Origin of the sequence: Microterricola viridarii (assembly GCF_900104895.1) — a bacterium.
Classification (GTDB): Bacteria; Actinomycetota; Actinomycetes; order Actinomycetales; family Microbacteriaceae; genus Microterricola; species Microterricola viridarii.
Map to the genome: position 1 here is coordinate 1,448,656 of NZ_LT629742.1, position 26,975 is coordinate 1,475,630.

Below are 26,975 nucleotides of genomic sequence, written 5' to 3' on the forward strand. Positions count from 1 at the left end.
CCGAAACAGGAGATAGCGCTGTTAGCTACCGCTGTGAACCTGCTGGTCACATCCTCAACCGACGATAGCGGCTTCCACGCCCCATCCATCGGCGAATTTTTCCCAGATGCCGTGCTCTTCGCCGGCACCGACTTCGAGATCAACCGCATCGTCTTGGTGCGCTTCCTCGCCGTGGCTGTTCTGATCCTGCTGTTCTGGCTCGGAACCCGCAAGATGAAGCTCGTCCCCGGCCGCTTCCAGAGCCTCATCGAGATGGGCCTGGACCTCGTCCGCGTCAACATCGGTGAAGACCTGCTCGGTCGCAAGGACGCGAAGCGGTTCCTGCCGATCCTGACCTCGATCTTCTTCATGGTTCTCTTCATGAACCTGACCGGAATCATCCCCGGCCTGAACATCGCCGGCACGGCCGTCATCGGTGTTCCCCTTGTCCTCGCGCTCGTCTCCTATGTGACGTTCATCTACGCGGGCATCAAGAAGAGCCCGGGCAAGTTCTTCAAGAACTCCCTGTTCCCGGCCGGCGTTCCGCTGCCGGTGTACATCATCGTGACGCCGATTGAGCTCATCTCGACGTTCATCATTCGCCCGGTCACCCTCGCCCTTCGTCTTCTGATGAACATGATGGTCGGGCACCTGCTGCTGGTTCTCTTCTTCGCAGCAACCCAGTTCTTCTTCTTCACGGCCGGCGGCCTCTGGTCGCTGCTCGGCGTCGGCTCGCTCGCATTCGGACTCGTCTTCACGCTGTTCGAGCTGCTGGTGGCCGTGCTCCAGGCCTACGTCTTTGCCCTACTTACCGCGGTCTACATCCAGCTCGCGGTCGCAGAAGAACACTAAAACGAACTCGGCAACCGCCGAATTCGCCCAACGGAAGGAAACACAAACGTGGACGCAACAACCGTTCTCGCCGAGATCACCGGCAGCATCGCGACGGTCGGCTACGGCCTCGCAGCAATCGGCCCGGCCATCGGTGTGGGTATCGTCGTCGGCAAGACCATCGAGGGTGTCGCTCGCCAGCCCGAGCTCGCAGGTCGCCTGCAGGTTCTGATGTGGATCGGTATCGCCTTCACCGAGGCGCTCGCCTTCATCGGTATCGCAACCGCCTTCATCTTCGGCTTCTAATCCTCTTTTTCGCTCTCTAAGGAGGCCTGATGCTTCACGCAGTGTTCACTGCTGCAACCGAAGAAGCGGCTCAGAACCCGCTTCTCCCGGCGTCGTACGACATCATCTGGTCGGCCGTCTGCTTCTTGATCGTCCTGGTCTTCTTCTGGAAGTTCGGACTCCCCAAGATGCAGGTCATGCTCGACCAGCGTGCCGAGGCGATCGAAGGCAACATCGCGAAGGCCGACGAGGCTCAGCGCAAGGCCGAGGCTGCTCTCGAGGAGTACACCGCTCAGCTCGCCGACGCGCGTGCAGAGGCTGGCAACATCCGCGAGGCCGCCCGCGAGGATGGCAAGAAGATCGTCGCAGAGGCCAAGACCTCCGCGTCGACCGAGGCCGCTCGCATCACCGCGTCGGCTCAGGCTCAGATCGAGGCAGAGCGGCAGGCCGCCGTTGTCTCGCTGCGCTCCGAGGTTGGCACGCTCGCGATTGACCTGGCATCCGGTGTGATCGGCGAAAGCCTCACCGACGACGCCAAGGCCAGCGCCATCGTCGACCGCTTCCTCGCAGACCTGGAGGCCGCCGAGAAGGCTGCGCCTTCGGCAGGAAAGAAGTAGTCACTATGGGATCAGCGACCAGAGAGGCCCTCGCCTCGGCGAGAGCCGCACTGACCGCTTCGGCAGTAAGCGGAGCGAGCCTCGCCGTTGGCGAGGAGCTGTTCTCTGCCAGCCGCGTCATCGGCAGCTCGAGCCAGCTCCTGCAGGCGATTGCCGACCCCGGTGCGGAAACCGCAGCGAAGGTCGCCTTGGTCGACTCGGTGTTCGGCTCGGCGCTCTCGGCGCCGGCCCTGCAGCTGCTGCGCACTCTTGCCAGCAGCCGTTGGTCGGAGCAGGACGACGTCCTGGCGGCCATCGAGGAGATCGGGCTGCGCGCAATCGCAGACTCCGCTCCCTCCGGAGCCGGGCTCGAGCAGGAACTGTTCGCGTTCGGTACCGCCGTGGCCTCGAACTCCGAGCTCGAGCTGGCCATTTCGAACAAGCTTGGCTCTGCGAGCGCGAAGTCGGCCCTGGTCGCCTCGCTGCTCTCCGGCAAGGCTTCCGATCAGACCGTCGCCATCGTCAACCAGCTCGTGCAGCAGCCTCGCGGCCGCCGCATCGGCGAGTTGCTCCGGCATGCGGCAACCATCGTCGCCGACGAGGCCGGTTTCGGCGTCGCAACGGTGACGTCGGCCGTACAGCTCGCACCGGCACAGCTGCAGCGTCTCGCTGCGGCATTGTCCGGCAGCTACGGCCGCGAGCTGCGGATCAACCAGGTGGTTGACCCCGCTGTGCTCGGCGGACTCCGCGTTCAGGTCGGCGACGACGTGATCGACGGCAGCATTGCATCTCGTCTCAACGATGTGCGAATTCAGCTTGCCGGCTGACCTCGTGTCGGCTGGAACATATTTGACCTCGGCGCCGTAAGGCCTCGAAACGACAGAACCTGTACACCTCGTGCAGAAAAGGGAAGATGATGGCAGAACTCACAATCAGCCCCGATGAGATCCGCGACGCGCTCAAGGACTTCGTCAAGGCTTACGAGCCCGGCAGCGCTGCTGCTACTGAGGTTGGACACGTGACGGATGCCGGTGACGGTATCGCTCACGTCGAAGGCCTCCCCGGAGTCATGGCCAACGAGCTCATCAAGTTCGCCGATGGCACCCTGGGCCTCGCCCAGAACCTCGACGAAGATGAGGTCGGTGTTGTTGTGCTCGGCGAGTTCGACGGCATCGTCGAGGGCATGGAGGTCACCCGCACGGGTGAGGTTCTCTCCGTCCCCGTCGGAGACGCGTTCCTCGGCCGTGTCGTCGACCCGCTCGGCGCCCCGATCGACGGTCTCGGCGAGATCGTTGCAGAGGGCCGTCGCGCCCTCGAGCTCCAGGCTCCCGGCGTCATGGCCCGCAAGTCGGTTCACGAGCCGATGCAGACCGGTATCAAGGCCATCGACGCCATGATCCCGATCGGCCGCGGACAGCGCCAGCTCATCATCGGTGACCGTCAGACCGGCAAGACCGCTCTGGCGATCGACACCATCATCAACCAGAAGGCCAACTGGGAGTCTGGCGATGTCAACAAGCAGGTGCGTTGCATCTACGTTGCCATCGGTCAGAAGGGTTCCACCATCGCTTCGGTGAAGGGCGCCCTGGAAGACGCCGGTGCCATGGAGTACACCACGATCGTGGCCGCTCCGGCATCCGACCCCGCCGGCTTCAAGTACCTCGCCCCCTACACCGGCTCGGCCATCGGCCAGCACTGGATGTACGGCGGCAAGCACGTTCTCATCGTCTTCGATGACCTCTCCAAGCAGGCAGAGGCCTACCGCGCCGTTTCGCTGCTGCTGCGCCGCCCGCCGGGCCGCGAGGCATACCCCGGCGACGTGTTCTACCTGCACTCCCGCCTGCTCGAGCGTTGCGCAAAGCTCTCCGACGAGCTCGGCGCCGGCTCGATGACCGGTCTCCCGATCATCGAGACCAAGGCCAACGACGTCTCGGCCTACATCCCGACCAACGTGATCTCGATCACCGACGGCCAGATCTTCCTGCAGTCCGACCTCTTCAACGCCAACCAGCGCCCTGCTGTTGACGTGGGTATCTCGGTCTCGCGTGTTGGTGGCGACGCCCAGGTGAAGTCCATCAAGAAGGTCTCCGGAACGCTGAAGCTCGAGCTGGCCCAGTACCGCTCGCTCGAGGCCTTCGCGATGTTCGCCTCCGACCTCGACGCGGCCAGCCGCCGTCAGCTCGCCCGTGGCGCACGCCTCACCGAGCTGCTCAAGCAGCCCCAGTACTCGCCGTTCCCGGTCGAGGACCAGGTCGTCTCGATCTGGGCCGGCACCAACGGCAAGCTGGACGAGGTTCCGGTCGAGGACATCCTGCGCTTCGAGCGCGAGCTGCTCGACTACCTGGGCCGCAGCACCGAGGTCCTGAACACGCTGCGCGCGACCAACGTGCTCGACGACGCGACCGTCGCCGAGATGTCTGCCGCCGTTGACAAGTTCAAGCTTGAGTTCCAGACGGGTGACGGCAAGCCGCTGGCCTCGAACGAGAAGTTCGAAGCCATCGCCGAAGAAGACGTCAACCAGGAAAAGATCGTCAAGGGCCGTCGCTAACGCGACGCCCGAGACGACTATTCGACTGATATTGAACTAGGAATCACAGGAGAGACATGGGAGCGCAACTTCGGGTCTACCGGCAGAAGATCAAGTCTGCCCAGACGACCAAGAAGATCACTCGTGCCATGGAGCTGATCTCCGCATCACGCATCCAGAAGGCGCAGGCACGCGTCACGGCATCAACGCCGTACTCGCGGGCCATCACTCGTGCCGTCTCGGCGGTTGCGACGTACTCGAACGTCGATCACGTTCTCACGACCGAGCCGGAGAAGATCGAGCGGGCAGCCGTCGTCATCTTCACCTCGGACCGTGGGCTCGCGGGCGCGTTCAGCTCCCAGGTGCTCAGAGAGGCCGAGGAGCTCAGCACGCTGCTGCGCTCTCAGGGCAAGGATGTCGTGTACTTCCTCGTCGGCCGCAAGGCCAACGCCTACTTCGGGTTCCGCCACCGCGCCTTCGAGCGCGTGTGGACGGGCGGCACCGACCAGCCGCAGTTCGACACGGCGAAGGAAATCGGGGACGCGCTCCTCGAGGCCTTCCTGCGCAACAGCGATGACGGCGGCGTCGACGAGATTCACGTCGTCTACAACCGCTTCGTCAGCATGGTCACGCAGGTGCCCGAGGTTGTCCGCCTCCTTCCCCTCGAGGTTGTCGAGGGTGTCGAGGAGCCCGGCGCCAAGGATGTGCTGCCGCTGTACGAGTTCGAGCCGGATGTCGAGACTGTTCTCGACGCCCTGCTGCCGGTCTACATCGAGAGCCGCCTCTTCAACGCCATGCTGCAGTCGGCTGCTTCCGAGCACGCCAGCCGCCAGAAGGCGATGAAGTCGGCATCCGACAACGCCGACAAGCTGATCACCGACTACACGCGTCTGGCCAACAACGCGCGTCAGTCCGAGATCACGCAGCAGATCTCCGAGATCGTCGGCGGCGCCGACGCCCTGTCATCCGCCAAGTAGCCCTAGTTTTTTACGAAGTAAGTCCAGAAGAGAGAGAACAATGACTGACACTGCTACCGCGCCAGTCCAGGCTGAGAGCACTGCGGGCGCCGTCGGCCGGATCGCCCGCGTGACCGGTCCCGTGGTTGACATCGAGTTCCCGCACGACTCCATCCCCGGCATTTACAACGCGCTGAAGACCGACATCACCATCGCCGGTGTGTCGACCACGATCACGCTCGAGGTTGCCCAGCACCTCGGCGACGACGTCGTGCGCGCCATCGCCCTGAACCCGACCGACGGACTCGTCCGTGGCCAGGAGGTTCGCGACACCGGTGCACCGATCTCGGTGCCCGTCGGTGACGTCACCAAGGGCAAGGTCTTCAACGTCATCGGTGAGGTCCTCAACGCCGCCCCCGGCGAGCAGATTGAGATCACCGAGCGCTGGCCGATCCACCGCAAGGCCCCGGCCTTCGACCAGCTCGAGTCCAAGACCACCATGTTCGAGACCGGCATCAAGGTCATCGACCTCCTGACGCCGTACGTGCAGGGTGGAAAGATCGGTCTGTTCGGTGGTGCCGGTGTCGGCAAGACCGTTCTGATCCAGGAGATGATCCAGCGCGTTGCGCAGGACCACGGTGGTGTGTCGGTGTTCGCCGGTGTCGGCGAGCGCACCCGTGAAGGCAACGACCTCATCCACGAGATGGAAGAAGCAGGCGTCTTCGACAAGACCGCCCTTGTCTTCGGCCAGATGGACGAGCCGCCGGGAACGCGTCTGCGCGTCGCCCTCTCGGCCCTGACCATGGCTGAGTACTTCCGCGACGTCGCGAAGCAGGACGTGCTCCTCTTCATCGACAACATCTTCCGCTTCACCCAGGCCGGCTCCGAGGTCTCGACCCTTCTGGGCCGCATGCCTTCCGCCGTGGGCTACCAGCCGAACCTCGCCGACGAGATGGGTGTGCTCCAGGAGCGCATCACCTCGACCCGCGGTCACTCGATCACCTCGCTGCAGGCGATCTACGTTCCCGCCGACGACTACACCGACCCGGCCCCGGCGACCACCTTCGCCCACCTCGACGCCACGACCGAGCTTTCTCGTGCGATCGCGTCGAAGGGTCTGTACCCGGCTGTTGACCCGCTGACCTCGACGTCGCGCATCCTCGACCCCCGCTACCTGGGTGAGGACCACTACCGCGTGGCGACGAACGTCAAGCAGATCCTGCAGAAGAACAAGGAACTCCAGGAGATCATCGCCATCCTCGGTGTCGACGAGCTCTCCGAGGAAGACAAGATCACGGTGTCGCGTGCGCGCCGTATCGAGCAGTTCCTCTCGCAGAACACCTACATGGCCAAGAAGTTCACCGGCGTCGAGGGCTCCACCGTCCCGCTCAAGGACACGATCGAGTCGTTCGACGCGATCGCCAAGGGTGAGTTCGACCACGTCGCCGAGCAGGCATTCTTCAACGTCGGTGGCATCTCCGACGTCGAAGAGAAGTGGGCTCAGATCCAGAAAGAGAACGGCTAAGCATGGCCACGCTGTCCGTGAGCGTTGTCTCGGCCGACCGGGAAGTCTGGTCCGGCGAGGCAACCCAGCTCATCGCTCGCACCGTCGAGGGAGAGATCGGTATTCTCCCCGGCCACGAGCCGCTGCTCGCGATCCTCGCCCGTGGCGAGGTCCGCGTGACGCTGCCCGGCGGTGAGAAGATCACCGCGCAGGCGGATGACGGATTCCTCTCGGTCGAGAACAACACCGTTCAGGTCGTTGCTCGCCAGGCCGGACTGGTCTAGTCAGCTCCACCACGTTTCACCACAACCGCCGGGACCTGGCGCGCGCAAGCGCACCGGGTCCCGGCGTTTTTCATTCCCAACCGGATTGGTTCCCACACCCCCATGCTCATCCTGCTCCCGCCCTCTGAGACCAAGCGCGACGGGGGAGACGGTGCCCCGCTCGACCTCGCTGGGCTGGCCTTCGCGCCGCTCGCCCCGGTGCGGCGCGAGCTTGTGGACGCGCTGCAGGAGCTGGCGGCCGACACCGAGGCCTCTGTTGCGGCGCTGAAGCTCGGCCGCACCCAGCTGTTCGAAGTGGAGCGGAACCGCCGGCTGACGTCCGCCGGCACCATGCCCGTGATCGACCGCTACACCGGCGTGCTCTACGACGCCCTCGACTCGGCCACGCTCACGCCCGGGGCGCGCGCCTACGCGCACAGCCACCTGGTGGTGCACTCGGCGCTGCTCGGCCCCGTCGCGGCCCTGGACGGCGTCCCGGCCTACCGGATGTCACACGACTCCAAGCTGCCGGCCCTCTCGCTGAAGAAGCACTGGGGCAGCACCATCGCCGAGCAGCTGGCGCCGCTGCCGGGCGTGCTGCTGGACCTCCGCTCCGAGGCTTACACGGCACTCGGCCCACTGCCCGTCCGCGAGGGCGCCGCCTACCTGCGCGTGCTCAGCGCGGGCGCCGACGGCCAGAAGAAGGCCCTGAACCACTTCAACAAGAAGTCGAAGGGCGAGTTCACCCGCGCCCTGCTCGAGGCGGGCATCGACTTCGGCAGCATCGACGAGCTGCTCAGCTGGGCACCGAGCGCCGGGCTGACGCTGCAGCGGCACAAAGCCGCCACCGCAGGCAAGCCCGAGGAGCTCGCGCTCATCGTGTAGCGCCCTGCCGCTGCTGCCCCAAGTCGCCGCCGCGCAGTTTCGCCGCCGGCGCGCAGTTTCCCCGCCTCGCAGTTTCGCCGCCGCGCGGCAGTGCAGCCGCAGGTCGCGGGCGTGCTCAGGCGGCGCGGTGGCAGCCGACGACGTGGTCGTCGACGAGGCCGGCCGACTGCATCAGCGCGTACATCGTCGTCGGGCCGACGAAGCCGTAGCCGCGGGCACGGAGCGCCTTGCTGAGCGCCACGGACTCCGGCGTCGTGCCTGGCACCTGTTGCAGCGTCTCCGGCCGCGGCCCGGCATCCGGGGCGAAGCTCCAGATGAGTTCGCTCAGGCCGTCGGTGCCGAGCTCCTGGGTGATGCGCGCGTTCTTGATCGCGGACGTGACCTTGCCACGGTGCCGGATGATGCCCGCATTGCCGAGCAGCCGCTCGACGTCCTCGTCGCCCATTGCCGCGACCGCGTCGACGTCGAAGCCGTGGAACGCCTCACGGAACGCGGGGCGCTTGCGCAGGATCGTGATCCAGGACAGGCCGGCCTGGAAGCCCTCCAGGCAGACTTTCTCGAACAGCGCACGGCCGTCGCGGAGCGGCCGGCCCCACTCCTCGTCGTGGTAGCGGCGGTACTCGTCGTCGTCGCCGACCCAGGCGCAGCGGGCCAGACCGTCGCCCGCGACCAGGACCGCGCTCACAGGGCGTAGTCCAGCTCGAGCTCGGTGTGCGGCGCGGGCGGGGGAGCGGGCACCCTGTTGGTCTTGTGCTCAATGCCCTCGTGGTCGAGCAGCCAGACCTTGGTCGGGATGCCGTCGCCGCCGCTGTACCCGGTGATGCGCTTGTCGCCGGCGAGCACGCGGTGGCACGGCACGATCAGCGGGATCGGGTTCGCCCCGACGGCGCCGCCGATGGCGCGCGCGGAGCCCGGCTTGCCGACCTCGACGCCGAGCTCGCCGTAGGAGAGGAACTCGCCCCAGCCGATCGTGCCGAGACGCCGCCACACGCTCAGCTGGAACTCGGTGCCGTGCAGCGCGATGGGCAGCTCGAAGCTGTGCCGCTCGCCGGCGAAGTACTCGGCCAGCTGACGGGCGGCCTCCTCGAGGATGACGTCGCGGCGCTCCGGCTCGTGCTCGAGCGGGACGTGGCCCTGGCGCGCAATGCTGAGGGAGGTGACGTGCTCACCGTCGCCGGTGAGTTCGAGCAGCCCGATCGGGCTCTCGGTTCTGAGGATGTAGTCGTTCGCGCTCATGCTTCGACTGTAACCGGGCCGCCCGAGCGTCGCTGGCGAGAATCGGACATCTGTGCAGAACGTTGTCGGCCGCGCGGGCTGTGCACAACAGGCAGCGCGCCGCGGTTAGCCCAGGCTGAGCCCTCCGTCGGTCTTGAGCACCTGGCCCACGACCCAGACGCCGCTGTCAGTGCACAGCCAGCCGATCAGCCGGGCGGCGTCGGCGGGTGCGCCGAACCGGCCGAACGGGGTGGCCTGCACCCATGCCGATACCGCCTCGAGCGGGCGGTCGGCGGTCTCGGCATCGAGGTAACCAGTGTTGACCGGCCCGGGGTCGATCGTGTTGAGGACGATTCCGAGGTCGAGCAGCTCGGCCGCCACCGTCGCGGTCACCCCGGCCAGTGCCGCCTTGCTCGCCGCATAGGCGACCTCGCCGCGCATCGGGCCGTCTCCCTGCCCCGACGTCATCCAGATCACCCGGCCGGCCTGCCGCTCGTCGACGGCGGCGCGCTCGGCCCTGCGGGTGCCGGGAGCGGCGGGCGCGGTGGTGCCTGGAGCGGGCGCCGCGGCGCGCAGACGGGCGAACCGTTGGGTGAGCAGGATCGTCGAGCGGGTGTTCACCTGCCAGAAGCTGTCGAGCCGGTCGGCCGTCATGTCGAGGATCGAGCCGTCCCCGCCGCTCTGCGCGTGGTTGCAGATGAGGATGTCGAGCCGCCCCGTCAGGGCGGAGGCGGCGTCCACCAGCGCCTCAACCGCTGCGACGTCACGCAGGTCCGCGCTGAGATCGCCGGACACTGCGCCGGGGCGAAGGCTTCCGCGCAGCCCGGCGCGCACGGCTTCGAGATCATCGCTGCCCCAGGGGAGCGCGGCATCGTGCGGTGCGAAGTGCTGGATGAAGACGCTCGCGCCGAGCCCGGCGAGGTGCGTGGCGATCGCATACCCGATTCCTCGGCGGCGCGAGACGCCGGTGACGAGCGCGGTCTTCCCGTGCAACGGCAGGGCGGGGTCGGAATCGTGCGTCATGGCGTCCTTGTCTCGACGAAGCAAGCCCCGATCCTAGCAACACTCGCCAGCGGCATCCGTGCGAGATCCCTAGACCAACGGGCCGGCCAGATGTATCATTTCGCTGATACATTCAGCGCGCGGTGAGGCCGAGGGGGAGCCGTATGAGCATGTTCCAGTTCGTGTTGCTGTACGAGTACGTGAACACGGCGACAACGGTCATCGTGCCGCTGGGCATCGCACTGCACTACTGGCGCCGCGCGGAAGCCCGCGGCATCGCCGGGCCCCAGCTGCTGCGTGCCCGATTCGCCAGCGTCCTCCTCTGCGCGGCCATCCTGCTGAGTGCCCCCGGCGGGCTGCTGCCGCACAGGGGCAACGGCCGCTGGGACGACTTCCTGACCGCGCTGGTCGTCGCCACCCTCTGCATCGCGCTTCTGCTGCCGCGCCGGAGGCGCCCGAGCGCACCCGGCGAGCCCGAAACCGTGGTGCACCTGGACCTGCAGCCCCGCTCCATCCGCAGCTTCACCCGCCCCTGGTGGCTCGCGGCGTGGGGCGCGTGCGCCGCCCTGTTGACGGCGGCCGTCGTCAGCGCCGGGCTGCTCTCCAGCCCGGACGGCGAGGGGCGCTACACACTGCTCGTCGTGCCCATCGGCACGAACGGATACAGCGGCGGCAGCAGCTTCGTCGGCTGGTACTTCGGCGTCCCGATCCTCTGGGCCGCGCTCGCGCTCTGCGCGCTCACCTGGCTGGCACTCGCGGCCGTGGCCCGCCCGCGGCTCGGCCAGCGGGGCCTCAGCGTGCAGGCGGATGCCGCGGCACGGCGGAGCAGGATGCGCACGATTCTCGCCTTCAGCAGCGGGGCGCTGCTCGTCACGCTCGCGATGGTGCTGTCCTCGCTCGGCGGGGCCGCCCAGCTGATGGTCTCGTTCCCGGCCGGCGACGCCGGCCTCGTCTCGGTCGGCACCCCGATCGCCGCCCTGGGGGTGCCGCTGACGGTGGCGAGCTTCGTCGTCCGCGGTCTCGGCATCGCCCTCGTGCTGCTTCCCCTCTTCTCGCGGCGGGCGCCCACGGCCCATGCCCGCCCGGTCGGCGCACCCCGTTCCGGCACCGGGGCGGAGAACGGGAGCCGGGCCGGCGTCCACGCGCCGGGGTCGGCGCCCACCCGGCAGTCGGCATGAGCGAGATCAGCATGGGCGCCCTCGGCCTGCCCTCCGAGCAGATCGCCGGGCAGCTGCGCGCCCGCATCCTCTCCGGCGGGATCGCGGCGGGGGAGCGGGTGCCGCCCGTGCGGCAGCTGGCGCGCGACCTCGGCGTCGCCACCGGCACCGTCCAGAAGGCGTACAAGCAGCTCGAGAGCGAGGGCCTGCTGGTCTCACGGGCCGGCGGCGGCACCCGGGTGAGCGCGGCGATCACCGCCCCGCCGGTCGAGGTGTTGAAGGCGGCCCGCTCGCTCGCCGAGCTGGCCAGCGGCCGGGGCCTCAGCCTGGACGAGGCGCTGGCGGCCGTGCGCGCCTCCTGGCCGGCCGACTGACGTCGCCGTGCGCGCTGCCGTGTTACCCCCGGTGTAGCGCGCGCACGCCGTGACGCGCTCCGCCCCGGCATCCGCAATAGGCTGGCAGGCATGGCTCAGATCGAATACCGCACCCTCGGCAAGTCCGGCCTCCTCGTCTCGACGGTGGGGCTCGGCTGCAACAACTTCGGCCGCACCGGCACGCTGACCGAGACCCAGCAGGGCACGGATGCCGTCATCTCCGCCGCGATCGACGCCGGCGTGACCCTGCTCGACACCGCCGACATCTACGGCGCCGAGTACGGCCTGAGCGAGAGCCTGATGGGCAACGCGCTGCGCGGGCGCCGCGAACAGGTCGTGCTGGCCACCAAGTTCGGCCACGCCGACTACGCCAGCCCGATCAGCAACTGGGGCGCCAAGGGCTCACGGCGCTACATCCGACTCGCCGTCGAGGGCTCGCTGCGCCGCCTGCAGACCGACTGGATCGACCTCTACCAGCTGCACACGCCCGACCCGCACACCCCGATCGAGGAGACGCTCTCCACCCTGGACGACCTGATCAGCGAGGGCAAGATCCGCTACATCGGGCACTCCAACTTCGCCGGCTGGCAGATCGCGGATGCCGAGTACACGGCCGCGCTGGGCTCCCACCCGCGCTTCATCTCGGCGCAGAACGAGTACAACCTGATCGCCCGAGGCGCCGAGGCGGAGGTGCTGCCGGCCGTCAACGCCTACGGGCTCGGCTTCCTGCCCTGGTTCCCGCTCTACAACGGCCTGTTCACCGGCAAGTTCAGCCGCGACGCCGGCCCGGCCGACAGCCGCATCATGCGCACGCGCAAGCACCTCGTCGACACCGCCCCGTGGGACGCGATGGAGGCCTACGCCGCCTTCTGCGCCGAGCGCGGCGTCACCATGCTGGCCGCCACCTTCGCCTGGCTTCTCGCCCAGCCGGGCCTGGCCAGCGTCATCGCCGGCGCCACCAAGCCGGAGCAGATCCGGCAGAACGTGGCCGAGGCCACCGCCTGGAGGCCGAGCGCGGACGAGGTCGCCGAGATCGGCGCCTTCTTCGCGACCGCCTAGCGGCATCCGGACGGGCACAGCCCGCGGCCGCCCACGGCCCACAGCCCACAGCCCGCCGCCGCCGACGGCGCGAAGCCTGAACTGCGCCGCTCGCGGCACGCAGAAAGTCCCGCGGCCCCCGATATACCGGGGGCCGCGGGACCTTTCCGGGGCCGCGAGACGCGCGGGGCGGGGGCCCGGCCGCCGCCCTAGACCGGCGCCTGCCCGGCCCGCGCCGCGGAGCGCTGCAGCGCCGCGAGGGCGTGCGCGGTGTCGCGGGTGGCCGGGTACAGCTCGAGGTAGTGCCGGTACAACTCGTCGTAGACGGCGCGGTTGGCCGGGTTCGGGTGCAGCTCCACGCCGGAACCGTTCCAGCCGGCGGTCTCTGCCCCCTCCAGCAGGCCGGCCGCGAGCCGCGCCGAGCCGAGGCTGGCGCCGATCGTGTCGGCAGGCAGCTGCTGCACCAGCCCGGTGACGTCGGAGACGATCTGCGGCCAGAGCGTGCTCTGCGTCCCGCCGCCCACGGCGACGATGCGCTCGATCACGGCCCCGGCCGCCCGCATCTCCTCGACGTTGTGCCGGATGCCGAACGCCGTCGCCTCGAGGGCGGCGCGGTAGAGGGCGCCGCGCCCGTGCTCGAGTGTGAGCCCCAGCACCATGCCGCGCGCGTCGGGGTCGGCCAGCGGCGTGCGCTCGCCGGCGAAGTACGGCAGCATCAGCAGCCCGCGGCTGCCTGCGGGCTCGGCCGCGGCCTCCGCGACGAGCTCCGCGTATCCTGGGTCGCCGAAGAGGCCCCGCAGCCAGGCCGTGATGGCCCCGGACGTCGCCATGCCGGCCGCGAAGTTCCACGTTCCGGGCTCGACGCCGACCGTTCCCCAGAGCGCCGGGTGGGTGACCCGGCTCGGCGAGGTGTTGATGAGGAAGAGCGTCGTCCCGTACATGAGCATGAGGTCGCCGGGGTGGTGGGCGTCGACGCTGATCGACTCCGTCCACGCGTCGATGGTGCCGACGGTCACGGGCGTGCCGGCCGGCAGCCCGGTGGCGGCGGCCGCGGCATCCGTGATGGTGCCCGCCTGCTCGCCCGGCCAGGCCAGCCGCGGCGGCTCGATCGGGCCGAGCAGCTCCGCGCTCCACGGCGCGTGCCAGTCGAGCGCCTCGGTGTCATAGAGCGGAGTGCACTGGCTGGCGGAGTGGTGGTCGAGGGTGTACTCGCCGCTCAACTGCCAGACCAGCCACGAGGCGGGCATGAAGAACCGTCGGGCGGCCGCCCACACCTCGGGCTCGTTGTCGGCGACCCACGCGAGTTTGGGCCCGACGGCCTGGCTGGAGAGCGCCGAACCACAGCGCTCAATGATGGCCTCGCGCCCGAAGCGGGCGTTCAGCCGCTCGATCTGATCTCCGGCCCTGGTATCGACGCCGTAGAGGATCGCCGGGCGCAGCGGGGTGCCCGCTGCGTCGGCGAGCAGCAGGCACGGTCCCATGCCGCTGACCCCGACCGAGGCGATCGGGCGCCCGGCCACCGCGGCGGCGGCGGTCAGCTCCGCGGCGATCTCGACGAACTCCTGCCACCAGAGCGCGCCGTCCATCTCGACCTGGCCGGGCAGGGGCCGCGACACCGCGTGCTCGCGCACGACGGTGCACAGCACCTGCCCGTCGGGGTCGACCAGCACCCCCTTGCTGCTCGACGTGCCGACATCGACGCCGATGACGAGCCCTCCGGGGCGCTGCGCGGTCATCTAGACGTTCACATCGCCGATGAGGTGCACACGGATGCCGATGCCGTCCAGCATCGCCGCCTTGGCGATCAGCGCACGGTCGGCCGTCGCGGCATCCGGGGCGTAGACAATCTGCGAGTGGTTCGCCTTGTGCCTGGCCATGAACTGGTCGCGGTTGACGCCGTGCAGCACGACGTGTGCGATCGGCCACTCGGGGTTGGTCGCCTGCTTGCGGCGCTCCGTCTCCTCGGCCGGCAGCTCGACGACGCTGGCGCGGCCGATGTCGGCCTGCAGGATGCCGTCGGCGATGTAGACGCGGCTCCACACGATCTCGCCGGGGCGCGAGACCCCGTTGATGGTGCTTCCGCCGGCCGGGAAGAAGACCGGGTCCTGGCGCCAGCCCTCCGCGTGCTCGTAGCCGCCCAGGTGCGAGGCGGGCACCGAGCCGGAGATCTCGTAGACCCAGACGAAGTCGTCGCCGAACTGCTCGCCCCAGCGCACGTCGTGCAGGGTGTTGTCCGGCACGAGTCCGAGCGCGGTCCAGACCCGGTCGGTGATGAGTGCGTCAACGGCGACACCCTCGTCGGCCTCGTTGAAGTGGGGGAGTGCGCGCCCCTCCCAGAGCACGCGGGAGCCGTCCCAGCTCGTGACCGGGGGCCGCTCGGTGGCGTTGAGGAGCCCCTCGGCGAGGTCGCTGGCCGGGACCAGGTCCTTGAGGCCCTGCTGGTACTGGATGCCGACGGCGTCGAGCCCGAAGTCGTCGGCGATCCGCAGCGCGGCGATGTACATCTTGTACTGCCAGCGCAGCTGCGTCGCGGTCAACTCGGTGGCCTCGTCGGTGCCGAGGCGGAACGTCATCCCATGCTCGAGCAGCCAGTCGCCGACGGCGTCGGCCTCCTCGTCGGCGACGGTCAGCATCTCGGCGTACAGCGCGCTCTGCGACAGCCGCTCCTTGTAGATGCCGGTCGGGTTCAGCAGCTCGTCGTCGAAGATGGCGTTGTACATGCCCATGCAGCCCTCGTCGAAGACGCCGATGATGGCCTTGTCGCGCAGCAGCTCGGCCGCCAGCGCACGCCCGAGGGCGGACTCCGGCGAGTCGGGCAGCGCCGGCAGGGCCCGCACATGCGAGTCGTCGTGCCGGATCGTTCCCGTCTCGACCCAGCTGCGGATGCCGGCCTTGAACCAGTCATCGGTGAAGTCGGTGCTCCAGATGGTGCTGTACTCCGTGCCCATCTTCGTCATCCCGGCGTTCAGCCCGAGCAGGCCGACGAGCCCGGGCCAGTCGCCGGCGAAGTTGGCGACGGTCAGGATGGGGCCCCGGTGGGTGCGCAGGCCGGCGAGCACGTGGTGGCTGTACTGCCAGACCGCCTCGGCGACGATGAGCGGCGCGTCGAACGGGATGTTCTTGAACACCTCGATACCCATCCGCTGGCTGCGGATGAAGCCGTGGCCGAGCGCGGGGTCCACGGGGTTGGCGCGTTCGATGGTCCAGCCGAGTTCGGCGAAGGCGGCGGCGATGTCACCCTCCATCGCGGACTGCGTGGCCCACCCGGCGGTGTTGGCCGACTCTCGCAGGTCGCCGCTGGCGATCAGCCACGCGGTCTTCGGTGCAACGGCGGTCTGGGGCCGTTCCTCGGGCATGCGGTAGGTGGTCGACGGTGCCACTCATCCTCCTTGATAGAGCTTGACAACTACGGGCGCACCACTCTCGGTGCGTCAGCACAGACTGTCAGTAATCGATTTCACAGTCAAGGCAGGCCTCTCGCCGATCTCCCCAGAGGGCGGGGCGATCGGGCGTGCAGAGGCTGCTCAGCGGGGCAGCGCGGCCCCACGGGCGTCGGCGATCTCGCGCAGCAACAGCGCGTCGCTGGCCGACATGGTGAAGGCGGCGCCCTGCTCCTGCCAGAACCGGGCGTCGGCGTTGCCCGAGCAGTCGACGCCGACCGGGACGCCGGCGGCGCCGCCGGCGGCGATGATCTGCAGCATGGCGCCCAGCAGCTCCGGTGAGTCGCGGTAGCCGACCCGCCCGAGGCCCAGGCTGAGCGAGAGATCGTTCGGCCCGATGTAGAGGGCGTCGACGCCCGGCGTCGCGGCGATCGCCTCGACGTTCGCCAGGCCGGCCGCCGTCTCGATCATGACGATGCAGACCGCGGCCGCGTCGCCGGCGGCCGGCTCGATCGGCCGGTGGCTGGCGGTGGCCAGGATCGGGCCCCAGCTGCGCGTGCCGCGCGGGGCATAGCGGCAGGCGGATGCGGCGGCCGCCGCCTCCGCGGCGGTGCTGACCATGGGCACGACCACCCCCTCCGCGCCGAGGTCGAGCGCCCGCATGATCAGCTCCGGGGAGTTCCACGCGACGCGCACGCAGGGCCGGGCGGGGGTGTCGCCCAGGGCGCGCAGCAGGGCAGGCAGCGAGTGCGGCGAGGCGTAGCCGTGCTGGAGGTCGATCGTCACGAAGTCGTACCCCGCCCGGCCCAGCAGCTCGACCGGCACCGGGTCGTCGATCGTGCTCCAGGCGCCGTGGCACGGCGCTCCGCTCGCCCAGTGTGCTCTCAGCGTCTGCGTCATCTGATCCTCCTCGATCCTCTGCAGACACTAACGGCTGGCCGTGCCGGCCCGCAGCCGGCCCGCCCCGCGCCCGGCCCGCCTGAGGCCTCCCGGGGCCCGCAGCCGATAGCATGTGCCAAGCGTCGCCGGCCCGCGCCGGCGCGGATTTTGACAACGCAGGGGGGAAGCATGGCCGCACGAGCGAAGCTCAGCGACGTGGCGCGGCTCGCCGGCGTGTCGACCGCGACGGTCTCGCGGGTGCTGAACGACAACGACCGGGTCGCGCCGGAGCTGGTCGAGCGCGTGCTCAAGGCCAAGGCGGAGCTCGGCTATCGCTACAACAGCCTCGCCCGCGGGCTGCGCACCCGGGCGAACGCGGTCGTCGGCGTCGTCATCCCCGACGTGACCAACCCCTTCTTCACCGACCTGGTCCGCGGCATCGAGGACCTCGTCAGGGAGAACGGCTACCTCCTGGTGCTCTGCAACACCGATGAGACGGCGGCGAAGGAGGAGGCCTACCTCGAGCTGCTGGTCGACCAGCAGGTGGCCGGGCTGGTGATCGCCCCGGTGCGCTCGACGATCGAGGCCGCGTCCTTCGACCTCGCAGGCATCCCGGTGGTCGCCGTCGACCGCACGATGAACGGCGTCGACACCGTGACCCTCGACAATGTGCGCGGGGCAATCGCCGTGACCTCACGGCTGCTGGAATCCGCCCGCCGGGTCGCCACAATCACCGGGCCGCTGGTGACGACGACAGGGAGCGAGCGGCTCGTCGGCTACCGGCGCGCGCTCAGCGACGTCGGCATCGACTTCGAGCCGGAGCTCTTCGTCGAGGCCGACTACTCCGAGTCCGGCGGGTACGCCGCGGCGCATCGGCTGCTGGCGCTGGAGGAGCGGCCGGAGGCGATCTTCTGCGGGAACCACGCCATGGCCCTGGGGGCGATGCGGGCCATCAGCGAGGTGCTCGACGACCCGAACGAGATCGCGCTGGCCTCGTTCGAGCCGCTGCCGTGGGCGGCGGATCCGAGCGGGCGCGTGGTCACGCTGGCGGTGCCGAGCTACGAGCTCGGCCAGCGCGCGGCCCAGATGCTGCTTGAGCGCATCCGCGGCTTCGAGGGCCCCGCGCGCAGCATCGTCGTGCAGACCGAGTTGCTGCGCACGCCGCGCTGAGCCCCGACGCGGTCCCGGCGGGGGCAATTGACAAACCGGATGCCGCTCAATAGTCTTCTCGGAAATCGATTACAGACACAGCAGACTCGATGCCTCCGCATCCGAGAAATCGATTACATGCCGACCGCAGTGGCGCGCTCGGCAGTGGCCAAGACAAAGGAGTTAAGCCTGTGAATCCCAAGAAAGCTCTCGTCGGCATCGCCGTCGCAGCACTCTCGCTCTCGCTCGTTGGTTGCACCGTCGGCACCGCGGCCGACACCAAGCCGAAGGAAGAGGCCGCAGCCGCCGAGCCGGCGAGCACCTTCCCGGAGAAGCCGATCACCCTGATCGTGCAGGCCAACCCCGGTGGCGGCTCCGACCTCTCCTCGCGTGCGCTCGCCGACCAGCTCTCCCGCATCCTCGACACCGACATCATCGTCGAGAACCGCCCGGGCGCGGGCGGCGCGACGGCCATGGAGTACGTCGCCGGCCTCCCGGCCGACGGCTACACCCTCGGCTTCGGCCCGGTCGAGATCGCGATGCTCAACACCACGCAGGGCGCCGACGTGCTGCCGGAGAACTACGACCTGCTCGGCCAGATCATGCTCGCCCCCGGTGTCATCTCGGTCAGCGCCGACAGCCCGCACCAGACCCTCGAAGACCTGATCGCCGCGGCCAAGGGCCAGCCCCTGACCGTCGGCAACTCCGGCACCGGCTCCATCTGGGAGGCCGCGGCCAAGGCGCTCGCCGGCGAGTCCGGTGCGCAGTTCACCAACGTTCCGCACGAGGGCGGCGCACCGGCCGTTGCCGCCGTCATCGGCGGCCAGATCGACGCCGTTGTCTCCGGCGCCGGCGAGGCCAAGGCGGGCAACGACGACGGCACGCTGCGTGTCCTCGCCGTGCTGCACGACGAGGAGCACCCGAACTTCCCCGGCATCCCGACGGCTGCCGAGGCGGGCTACCCGCTCGAGTTCGGTGGCTGGGGCGGAATCTACGCACCGGCCGGCCTGCCGACCGACGTGCACGCGACGCTGGAGGCCGCCATCAAGGAGGCCGTCGCGTCCGACGAGTACCAGGCGTTCCAGAAGAACGCGGGCAACCTCGTCGTCTACCGCAACTCCGCCGACTGGACGACGTTCGTGAACGAGCAGTTCACGCGCTTCGCCGAGCTGCTGGGCTAACCACCAGCCATGAGCCCACAACCACTGGGCCTCGGCACAGACGACGCCGTGGCCGCGACCACCATCGCGGCCACGGCGCCGGCCCCCGAGGCCGAGGCCGAGACCGGCATCGTCTCCACGGTCGACCCCGACGTCGTCGCCCAGCCGTCGAAGCGTCTCGAGATCATCGTCGCCGCTGCGGCACTCCTCTTCAACGTCATCCTGCTCGTCGCAGCGCAGTCCATCGAGCTGCGCCGCGCGGCCGACCCCGGCCAGATCGACGCCCGATTCTGGCCGACCATCCTCGCCGTGCTCGGCATCGCCCTCGCGGTCGCCCGCCTCGTGATCGCCATCGTCGGCAAGCCGGACGAGCGCGACGACCTCGAACGGGTGCAGCCCGGCCAGATGGGCAAGCTGCTCATCGCCCTCGCCCTGACGGCCGGCTTCCTCGGCGTGTGGTCCTGGAAGACGGCGACGCTGACGCTGTTCGGGCTGGTGATCGGCTTCAAGCTGTTCGTCATCGTCGCGCCGCTCTACCTCGCCGCACTGCTCTTCGTCTTCGGCGCCCGCGGCTGGAAGTCCCTCGTGATCTACCCCGTCGTGACGACGGGCTTCATCTACCTCCTGTTCGGCCAATTGCTAAGGATCGCACTATGAACGGATTCGCCGAGGGGATGGCGTCGCTGCTCGACCCCACCGTCGGACTCTGTCTGCTGCTCGGCCTCGGCCTCGGCCTGCTCGTCGGCGCCTTCCCCGGCATCACGGCGACCATGGCCGTCGCGCTCGCCGCCGGCTTCACCCTGACGCTGGAGCCGGTGCAGGGCCTGGCCGTGCTGCTGACCATCTACGTCGCCGCCAACTTCGGCGACCGGGTGCCGTCGATCCTCGTCAACACGCCGGGAACCCCGGCCTCGATCGCGACCACTTTCGACGGCTACCCGATGGCGAAGCAGGGCAGGGCCGGGCTGGCCCTGACCATCTCCGCCCTCGGCTCCGCCGTCGGCATCCTCGCCAGCCTCGTGCTGTTCATCGCCGTGGCTGTGCCGCTGGCGACCATGGCCAACAAGCTCTTCGGCCCGGCAGAGATGTTCGCGCTGGTCGTCTTCGGCCTCACCATCATGGTCAGCATCTCCTCGAAGTCGCTGCTCAAGGGGCTCCTCGCCGGCGTCTTCGGCCTCACGCTGGGAGCGGTCGGCACCTACGCGATCACGAACGACGCCCGCTTCACGCTCGGGCTGACGGACATGCGCGACGGCTTCAGCTTCATCGCCGTCATCATCGGGCTGTTCGGCATCGGCGAGCTCTTCGACCAGCTGCTCACCTACCGGAAGTCGAAGGTCAAGCCGATCTCCAGCCTCGGGCGCTGGTGGCCGAACAAGTCGGAGGTCAAGCAGATGGGCAAGCCCATGCTCGTCTCCGGCGCGGTCGGCCTCGGCGTCGGCCTCGTCCCGGCCGCCGGCGGCGACATCGCCGGGCTCATCGGCTGGGACCGCGCACGCGCCGTCTCCAAGCGGCCGCAGGACTTCGGCAAGGGCTCCATTGAGGGCATCACGGCATCCGACACCGCGTCGAGCGCCACCCTCGGCGGCTCGCTCACGACGACGATGGCGCTCGGCGTGCCCGGTGACTCCGTCATGGCCGTGATGATCGGCTCCATGATGATCTGGGGCATCAGCCCCGGCCCCGGACTCTTCACAAACCGGCCAGACCTCGTCGTGAGCATCGCCGGAATCATGCTGATCGCGACAATCCTCTCGCTCGGCGTCAGCCTGGTGCGGATGAAGGGCATGGTGAAGCTGCTCGACGTCCCGAACCACTACCTCTGGGCAACGATCCTGATCTTCTGCGTCATCGGCACCTACGCGACGACGAACAACCTCACCACGGTGATCATGATGCTCGCCTTCGGCGTCGTCGGGGTGATCCTCAAGCGCACCGGGTTCCCGGCGGGGCCGGTCGTGCTCGGCATGCTGCTCGGCCCCCTGGCCGAGAAGGAACTCGGCCGCGCGCTGCTCATCGCCCAGGGCGACTTCTTCGACGTGGTCAGCCGCCCGCTGACCGCCGCCATGCTCGGGCTCGCGCTGATCTCGCTCGTCGTGCCGATCGTCGGCCGACTGCGCGCGCGCAAGAAGGCCGCCGCCGCGCTGGCCGCCCTGCCGGCCGAGCGCGAGCACGCCCCCACCGGCGTGTGAGCCGGCCCCAGTCATCCCTCACCCACAGAAAGAAATCATGACCAGAAGAGACATCCTCACCGCCGTCCCCGTCGCCTTCCACGAGGACGGGCGGCTCGACCTCGACGGCTCTCGCGAGATCCTCGAGTACGTCGCCAAGTCCGGCAACGAGGGCGCATTCGTGCTCGGCACGACGGGGGAGTTCCCGGCGCTCAGCTTCGAGGAGCGCGGCGCGCTGACCGCGCTCAGCCTCGAGGTGCTGGCCCCCGTCATGCGCGTCGTCGTGCACGTCGGCGGTGCGAGCGTCTACGACGCGCTGCGCTACCTGCAGCAGGCCCGCGAGGCCGGCGCCACCGAGGTCGCCGTGCTGACCCCGTACTACCTCAAGGCGACGGATGCCGCGCTGCTGGACTACTTCAGCCAGATCAGCGCGGCGGCCGACGGCATCGACGTGTACGTCTATGTCTTCCGGGCCGTCAGCGGCAACTTCGTCAGCAACGAGCTGATGGCCCGCATCGCCCAGCTGCCCAACTTCGTCGGCGCCAAGGTCAGCGACGAGCCGCTCGAACAGCTGGCCGCCTACCGGGCGGTCGTGCCGGAGTCGTTCCTCATCTACACCGGGGGAGACCGCGATCTGGCGCGCGCGGAGCGCTTCGGCGCGCAGGGCGTCATCTCCGGCATCTCCTCCGTGCTGCCCAAGCCGTTCCGGGCGCTGGCCGCCGCCGCGGCAACCGGCGACGCGCAGGCCATCGCCGCCGCCCAGAAGGACGTGGACGACGCCGTCGACACGGTGCAGGGCAACATGGGGCGCATGAAGGCGGCCTACCGGGCACTCGGCATCCGGGGCGGAACCGTCCGGATGGCGATCGAGGCGCCGAGCGCGGAGACCGTCCGCGAGATCGAGCGCGTCGTCGCGGCCTACGCCTGAGCACGGACAGGGGCCCGGCCGGTGCGCTGCACCGGCCGGGCCCCTGCATGTCCGGACGCGGTTCGCCGGCGTGCCAGGGGCCGCGGGAACGCGCCGCCCGCGGGTGCGCACTGCACGCGCCGCGTGTTCACCGAGAGCGGAAGGCGGACCCTAGCTGAGTGAGCGCTCACTCAGTTACGATTCACGAGTGATCCCCGCCGCCGCATCCGTGAAGCCCGGCCGCGCCAAGCCGCTCGGCCGCGACGAGCGGCGCAGCGCCATCTTGGACGCCACCATCCCGCTGCTCATCGCGCACGGGCGCGATGTCACCAGCAAGCAGATCGCGGCCGCCGCCGGCATCGCCGAGGGCACCATCTACCGGGTCTTCGCCGACAAGGAAGAGTTGCTCGCCGCCGCCCTGCACCGGCACATGGACGGCGGGGCGCTCGCGGCCTCCCTGCTGCAGATCCCGCCCGCCGCCGACCTGGACGAATCGGTCGCGACCATCGTGTCGCTGCTGCAGGTGCGCGTGCGCGAACTCTTCGGCCTCATGGTCGCGCTCGACTTCTGGTCGAGGCCGCGGGCGGATGCCACCCGCCACAATCGGCCGGACAACGAGGCGATCCTCGGCGCGGTCGCCGACGTCCTGGCCCGGCACGCCGACGAGCTGCGCGTGCCGCCCCGCCGTGCCGCCCAGATGATCCGGCTGACCACGCTCTCGATGACGCATCCGCTGCTCAGCGAGGGCGAGAACTTCACGACGGCGGAGATCGCCGCGCTGCTCCTGCACGGGCTGACCGCATCCGCCCCCGCACAGACTCACACCACCGCCCCCTCGAACGACTAGGAGTCCCATGCTTCTCCCACTGGTCTGGCGCTATTTGAAGCCCTACCGCTGGCTGCTCCTCTGGGTGGTCGTGTTCCAACTGGCGCAGTCGATCGCCTCGCTCTACCTGCCGACGCTCAACGCCGACATCATCGACCAGGGTGTCGCGAAGGGCGACACGGCGTACATCATCACGACCGGCGGGTGGATGCTGTTGATCACCCTCGGCCAGGTGATCTGCGCGATCGTGGCCGTCTACTTCGGCGCGCGCGCCGCCATGGCGCTCGGCCGGGACCTCCGCCAGGGGGTGTTCGAGAAGGTCGGCCAGTTCTCGGAGCGCGAGGTCGCGCTCTTCGGCGCCCCCTCGCTGATCACCCGCTCCACCAACGACGTGCAACAGGTGCAGATGCTGGTGCTCATGACCTGCACCATCCTGGTCAGCGCGCCCATCCTCTGCGTCGGCGGCATCATCATGGCGATGCGGCAGGACCTCGAGCTGTCCTGGCTGATCGCGGTCGCGGTGCCCGTGCTGCTCATCGCGGTCGGGCTGATCGTGATGCGCATGGTGCCGCTGTTCCGCTCCATGCAGAAGCGCATCGACCGGGTGAACACGGTGCTGCGCGAGCAGCTCACCGGCATCCGGGTGATCCGCGCCTTCGTGCGCGAGCCGATCGAGGCCGCGCGCTTCGGCACCGCCAACGCCGAGCTCACCGACACGGCGCTGCGGGCGGGGCGCCTCATGGCCCTGCTGTTCCCCGTCGTGATGCTCGTGCTCAACGTCTCCAGCATCGCCGTGCTCTGGTTCGGGGCATTCCGGATCGACGACGGCTCCATGCAGGTGGGCACCCTGACGGCGTTCCTCAGCTACCTCATGCAGATCCTGATGTCCGTCATGATGGCGACGTTCATGGCGGTCATGATCCCGCGCGCCGCCGTCTGCGCCGACCGCATCCAGGAGGTGCTCGGCACGGAGCCGAGCGTCACGCCGCCGGCGAACCCCGTCGTCAGCCTGCACGGGGTCGGCTCCATCGCGCTGGATGACGTCGCCTTCTCCTACCCGGGGGCCGAGCAGCCGGTGCTGACCGACGTGAGCTTCATCACGCGCCCCGGCACGACGACCGCCGTCATCGGCAGCACCGGCTCCGGCAAGACCACCCTCGTCAACCTGCTGCCGCGGCTGTTCGACGCCACGGCCGGCACGGTGGAGATCGACGGGGTCGACGTGCGGCAGATCGACCAGGAGCTGCTCTGGGGCCACATCGGCCTGGTGCCGCAGAAGCCCTACCTGTTCTCCGGAACGGTGGCCAGCAACCTGCGCTACGGCAAGAGCGATGCAACCGACGAGGAGCTCTGGCACGCCCTCGGGGTCGCCCAGGCGCGGGACTTCGTCGCCTCGATGCCCGGCGGGCTCGACGCGCCCATCAGCCAGGGCGGCACGAACGTGTCCGGCGGGCAACGACAGCGGCTGGCGATCGCCAGGGCCCTCGTGAAGCGGCCGGCGATCTACATCTTCGACGACTCCTTCTCTGCGCTGGACCTGACCACCGACGCGAACCTGCGGCGGGCGCTGCGAGCCGACATCGGCGACGCCACGCTGTTCATCGTCGCCCAGAGGGTGTCGACCATCGTCGACGCCGACCAGATCCTGGTGCTCGAGGGCGGTGAGATCGTCGGCCGCGGCACGCACGACGAGCTGCTGGAGAGCTCGGAGACCTATGCGGAGATCGTCTCTTCGCAGCTCACCGCGGAGGAGGCAGCATGAGCGAGGCAGACGACAACACGACGGAGGGCGCCGCGACCGCCGCCCCCCGGCGCGGCCCGATGGGACGCGGGCCGATGGCCGGCGCCGCCCCCGTCGAGAAGGCGATGAACTTCGGCCCGTCGCTGAAGCGGCTGCTCGGCCGGCTCCGCCCCGAGTGGTTCCAGATCATCTCCGTCACGATCCTCGCCGTCATCGGCGTCGTGTTCAGCGTGCTCGGCCCGAAGCTGCTCGGCCAGGGCACGAACATCATCTTCGAGGGCGTCGTCTCTGCCCAGATGCCGGCCGGCGCGACGAAGGAGGAGGTGCTCGAACAGCTGCGCTCCTCCGGGCAGGGCCAGCTGGCCGACATGCTCTCCTCGATGAACCTCACCCCGGGGCAGGGCATCGACTTCGCCGCACTCGGCAGCGTGCTGCTCGGCGTGCTCGCGCTGTACCTCGCGGCCTCGCTGTTCCTCTGGCTGCAGGGCTTCGTGCTGAACGGCAGCGTGCAGCGCACCGTCTACCGGCTCCGGCAGGACATCGAGGTGAAGCTGAACGCGCTCCCGCTCAGCTACTTCGACAAGACGCAGCGCGGCGAACTGCTCAGCAGGGTCACGAACGACATCGACAACGTCTCGCAGAGCCTGCAGCAGACGCTGAGCCAGGCCTTGACGTCGATCCTGACCGTCATCGGCGTGATGGTCATGATGTTCACCATCTCGCCGCTGCTCGCGCTCGTCGCGCTCGTGACCATCCCGCTGACGCTGCTCATCACGGTGATCATCGGCAAGCGCTCGCAGAAGCTCTTCGTCGACCAGTGGAAGCACACCGGCGAGCTCAACGCGCGCATCGAGGAGACCTACACCGGGCACTCCCTGGTCAAGGTCTTCGGCCGCCAGCAGGAGACGAACGACGAGTTCACCGAGAAGAACGAGGAGCTGTACGGGGCCAGCTTCGGCGCCCAGTTCGTCTCCGGCATCATCATGCCGGCGATGATGTTCGTCGGGAACCTCGTCTACGTCGCCATCGCCGTGATCGGCGGCCTGATGGTCGCCAGCGGCCAGATGAGCCTCGGCGACGTGCAGGCCTTCATCCAGTACTCCCGGCAGTTCACGCAGCCGCTCAGCCAGCTGGGCTCGATGGCGAACCTGCTGCAGTCCGGCGTCGCCTCGGCCGAGCGGGTGTTCCAGCTGCTCGACGCCGAGGAGCAGAGCCCGGATGCCGAAGCGCCCGCCGAGGCGGCACCGGCCCCCGCCGCGCCGGCGCGCGCGGGAGCCCTGGCCGCGGCATCCGCGCGCACCGAGCCCGCGCGCGCGGACTCTGGGCGCACGGCACCCGGGGAGGGCAGCGGCCGCCTCGTGTTCGAGGACGTCTGCTTCCGCTACGCCCCGGACAAGCCGCTGATCGAGCACGTGAACCTCGTCGCCGAGCCCGGGCACACGATCGCGATCGTCGGGCCGACCGGTGCGGGCAAGACCACGCTGGTCAACCTGATCATGCGCTTCTACGAACTGGACTCCGGCCGGATCACGCTCGACGGCACCGACATCGCGACGATGACCAGGGCGGAGCTGCGCGGCCGGATGGGCATGGTGTTGCAGGACACCTGGCTGTTCGGCGGCACCATCCGGGAGAACATCGCCTACGGCCGGCCGGGTGCCACGGAGGAGGAGATCCTCGCCGCCGCCCAGGCCACCTACGTCGACCGCTTCGTGCGCGCCCTGCCGGAGGGCTACGACACGGTGCTCGACGACGAGGCCGGCAACATCAGTGCCGGTGAGAAGCAGCTGATCACGATCGCGCGCGCCTTCCTCGCCCAGCCGAGCGTGCTGATCCTGGACGAGGCGACGAGCTCGGTCGACACCCGCACCGAGTTGCTCGTGCAGAAGGCCATGAACGCCCTGCGCAGCGACCGCACCAGCTTCGTCATCGCCCACCGGCTCTCCACGATCCGGGACGCCGATCTCATCGTGGTGATGGAGAACGGGCAGATCGTCGAGCAGGGCACGCATGCCGAGCTGCTGCAGGAGGGCGGCGCGTACTACCGCCTCTACAACGCGCAGTTCGAGGCGCCGGCGTTGGAGGGCGAGGAGGGCGCGGCGTAACCGGCCGGGCCGGGCTCCCTGCCGGGTGCGTGCACCGCGTCTGTT

At 69.2% G+C, this 26,975-nt stretch carries 26 protein-coding genes; 20 read left to right on the forward strand and 6 right to left on the reverse strand.

From position 1 onward, the window contains the following. The first annotated feature begins 33 nt into the window (after positions 1-33). The 9 genes from atpB (at position 34) to BLT62_RS06645 (ending at position 7,826) form a co-directional block, all read left to right on the forward strand. A complete protein-coding gene (atpB, locus tag BLT62_RS06605) occupies positions 34-831 on the forward strand; it encodes a F0F1 ATP synthase subunit A (protein ID WP_067226461.1) in 798 nt (265 codons plus the stop codon). Positions 832-879: 48 nt separating this feature from the next. After that, a complete protein-coding gene (gene atpE, locus BLT62_RS06610; RefSeq protein ID WP_055833920.1) occupies positions 880-1,116 on the forward strand; it encodes an ATP synthase F0 subunit C in 237 nt (78 codons plus the stop codon). A 29-nt stretch (positions 1,117-1,145) separates the two neighbouring features. After that, complete coding sequence (locus BLT62_RS06615; RefSeq protein WP_083363350.1) at positions 1,146-1,712, forward strand: F0F1 ATP synthase subunit B; 567 nt, start codon at positions 1,146-1,148, stop codon at positions 1,710-1,712. Positions 1,713-1,717: 5 nt separating this feature from the next. Beyond that, complete coding sequence (locus tag BLT62_RS06620) at positions 1,718-2,518, forward strand: F0F1 ATP synthase subunit delta (RefSeq protein ID WP_083363351.1); 801 nt, start codon at positions 1,718-1,720, stop codon at positions 2,516-2,518. Between the two features lie 89 nt (positions 2,519-2,607). Beyond that, on the forward strand, positions 2,608-4,239 hold the full coding sequence (atpA, locus tag BLT62_RS06625; protein ID WP_083365344.1) for a F0F1 ATP synthase subunit alpha: 1,632 nt from the start codon (positions 2,608-2,610) through the stop codon (positions 4,237-4,239). Positions 4,240-4,295: 56 nt separating this feature from the next. Continuing rightward, positions 4,296-5,195: a F0F1 ATP synthase subunit gamma gene (locus BLT62_RS06630; protein ID WP_083363352.1), complete on the forward strand. Its 900-nt coding sequence runs from the start codon at positions 4,296-4,298 to the stop codon at positions 5,193-5,195. Between the two features lie 40 nt (positions 5,196-5,235). After that, a complete protein-coding gene (atpD, locus tag BLT62_RS06635) occupies positions 5,236-6,699 on the forward strand; it encodes a F0F1 ATP synthase subunit beta (protein WP_083363353.1) in 1,464 nt (487 codons plus the stop codon). A 2-nt stretch (positions 6,700-6,701) separates the two neighbouring features. Beyond that, positions 6,702-6,962: a F0F1 ATP synthase subunit epsilon gene (locus BLT62_RS06640; protein WP_083363354.1), complete on the forward strand. Its 261-nt coding sequence runs from the start codon at positions 6,702-6,704 to the stop codon at positions 6,960-6,962. Positions 6,963-7,064: 102 nt separating this feature from the next. Beyond that, positions 7,065-7,826 (forward strand): YaaA family protein, encoded by a 762-nt coding sequence (locus BLT62_RS06645; protein WP_083363355.1) that lies wholly within the window; start codon positions 7,065-7,067, stop codon positions 7,824-7,826. A gap of 115 nt (positions 7,827-7,941) precedes the next feature. Here the strand turns inward: BLT62_RS06645 and BLT62_RS06650 are convergent, their stop codons facing one another. The 3 genes from BLT62_RS06650 to BLT62_RS06660 form a co-directional block, all read right to left on the reverse strand. After that, entirely contained in the window at positions 7,942-8,511 is a 570-nt protein-coding gene (locus BLT62_RS06650; RefSeq protein WP_083363356.1) for a DNA-3-methyladenine glycosylase I, read from the reverse strand. Further along, positions 8,508-9,062: a methylated-DNA--[protein]-cysteine S-methyltransferase gene (locus BLT62_RS06655; RefSeq protein ID WP_083363357.1), complete on the reverse strand. Its 555-nt coding sequence runs from the start codon at positions 9,060-9,062 to the stop codon at positions 8,508-8,510. Before BLT62_RS06655 ends, BLT62_RS06650 begins: the two co-directional genes overlap by 4 nt. Positions 9,063-9,167: 105 nt before the next feature. Continuing rightward, positions 9,168-10,064 (reverse strand): SDR family oxidoreductase, encoded by an 897-nt coding sequence (locus BLT62_RS06660; protein WP_083363358.1) that lies wholly within the window; start codon positions 10,062-10,064, stop codon positions 9,168-9,170. Positions 10,065-10,207: 143 nt separating this feature from the next. Here BLT62_RS06660 and BLT62_RS06665 point away from each other — a divergent pair, with 143 nt between their 5' ends. From BLT62_RS06665 to BLT62_RS06675, 3 genes are all read left to right on the forward strand, one after another. Continuing rightward, entirely contained in the window at positions 10,208-11,221 is a 1,014-nt protein-coding gene (locus BLT62_RS06665; protein WP_083363359.1) for a hypothetical protein, read from the forward strand. Then, positions 11,218-11,574 (forward strand): GntR family transcriptional regulator, encoded by a 357-nt coding sequence (locus tag BLT62_RS06670; protein WP_156786264.1) that lies wholly within the window; start codon positions 11,218-11,220, stop codon positions 11,572-11,574. The genes BLT62_RS06665 and BLT62_RS06670 overlap by 4 nt, the downstream gene beginning before the upstream one ends. A 90-nt stretch (positions 11,575-11,664) precedes the next feature. After that, positions 11,665-12,633 (forward strand): aldo/keto reductase, encoded by a 969-nt coding sequence (locus BLT62_RS06675; protein ID WP_083363360.1) that lies wholly within the window; start codon positions 11,665-11,667, stop codon positions 12,631-12,633. Between the two features lie 188 nt (positions 12,634-12,821). Here the strand turns inward: BLT62_RS06675 and BLT62_RS06680 are convergent, their stop codons facing one another. From BLT62_RS06680 to BLT62_RS06690, 3 genes are all read right to left on the reverse strand, one after another. After that, entirely contained in the window at positions 12,822-14,348 is a 1,527-nt protein-coding gene (locus tag BLT62_RS06680; RefSeq protein ID WP_083363361.1) for an FGGY-family carbohydrate kinase, read from the reverse strand. After that, entirely contained in the window at positions 14,349-15,992 is a 1,644-nt protein-coding gene (locus BLT62_RS06685; RefSeq protein WP_231919375.1) for a fucose isomerase, read from the reverse strand. A gap of 144 nt (positions 15,993-16,136) precedes the next feature. Beyond that, positions 16,137-16,892 carry an HpcH/HpaI aldolase family protein gene (locus BLT62_RS06690; protein WP_083363362.1) on the reverse strand — a complete coding sequence of 252 codons (756 nt, stop codon included), beginning with the start codon at positions 16,890-16,892 and terminating at the stop codon, positions 16,137-16,139. A 168-nt stretch (positions 16,893-17,060) separates the two neighbouring features. Between BLT62_RS06690 and BLT62_RS06695 the strand changes: the two genes are divergently transcribed. The 8 genes from BLT62_RS06695 to BLT62_RS06730 all read left to right on the forward strand — a co-directional run bounded on the left by BLT62_RS06695 (position 17,061) and on the right by BLT62_RS06730 (position 26,930). Next, on the forward strand, positions 17,061-18,041 hold the full coding sequence (locus tag BLT62_RS06695; protein WP_083363363.1) for a LacI family DNA-binding transcriptional regulator: 981 nt from the start codon (positions 17,061-17,063) through the stop codon (positions 18,039-18,041). Positions 18,042-18,211: 170 nt separating this feature from the next. Further along, complete coding sequence (locus tag BLT62_RS06700; protein WP_231919376.1) at positions 18,212-19,201, forward strand: tripartite tricarboxylate transporter substrate binding protein; 990 nt, start codon at positions 18,212-18,214, stop codon at positions 19,199-19,201. Between the two features lie 9 nt (positions 19,202-19,210). Then, complete coding sequence (locus tag BLT62_RS06705; protein ID WP_083363365.1) at positions 19,211-19,837, forward strand: tripartite tricarboxylate transporter TctB family protein; 627 nt, start codon at positions 19,211-19,213, stop codon at positions 19,835-19,837. Beyond that, positions 19,834-21,372, forward strand: a complete 1,539-nt coding sequence (locus BLT62_RS06710; protein ID WP_083363366.1) for a tripartite tricarboxylate transporter permease — start codon at positions 19,834-19,836, stop codon at positions 21,370-21,372. Before BLT62_RS06705 ends, BLT62_RS06710 begins: the two co-directional genes overlap by 4 nt. 37 nt (positions 21,373-21,409) lie before the next feature. Further along, on the forward strand, positions 21,410-22,279 hold the full coding sequence (locus BLT62_RS06715) for a dihydrodipicolinate synthase family protein (protein ID WP_083363367.1): 870 nt from the start codon (positions 21,410-21,412) through the stop codon (positions 22,277-22,279). 187 nt (positions 22,280-22,466) lie between these two features. Next, on the forward strand, positions 22,467-23,105 hold the full coding sequence (locus BLT62_RS06720; RefSeq protein WP_156786265.1) for a TetR/AcrR family transcriptional regulator: 639 nt from the start codon (positions 22,467-22,469) through the stop codon (positions 23,103-23,105). A 7-nt stretch (positions 23,106-23,112) separates the two neighbouring features. Beyond that, positions 23,113-24,846, forward strand: a complete 1,734-nt coding sequence (locus BLT62_RS06725) for an ABC transporter ATP-binding protein (protein ID WP_083363369.1) — start codon at positions 23,113-23,115, stop codon at positions 24,844-24,846. Then, the gene (locus BLT62_RS06730; RefSeq protein ID WP_083363370.1) at positions 24,843-26,930 is read left to right on the forward strand and encodes an ABC transporter ATP-binding protein; all 2,088 of its coding nucleotides are present in this window, start codon (positions 24,843-24,845) and stop codon (positions 26,928-26,930) included. The genes BLT62_RS06725 and BLT62_RS06730 overlap by 4 nt, the downstream gene beginning before the upstream one ends. Positions 26,931-26,975 lie beyond the last annotated feature (45 nt).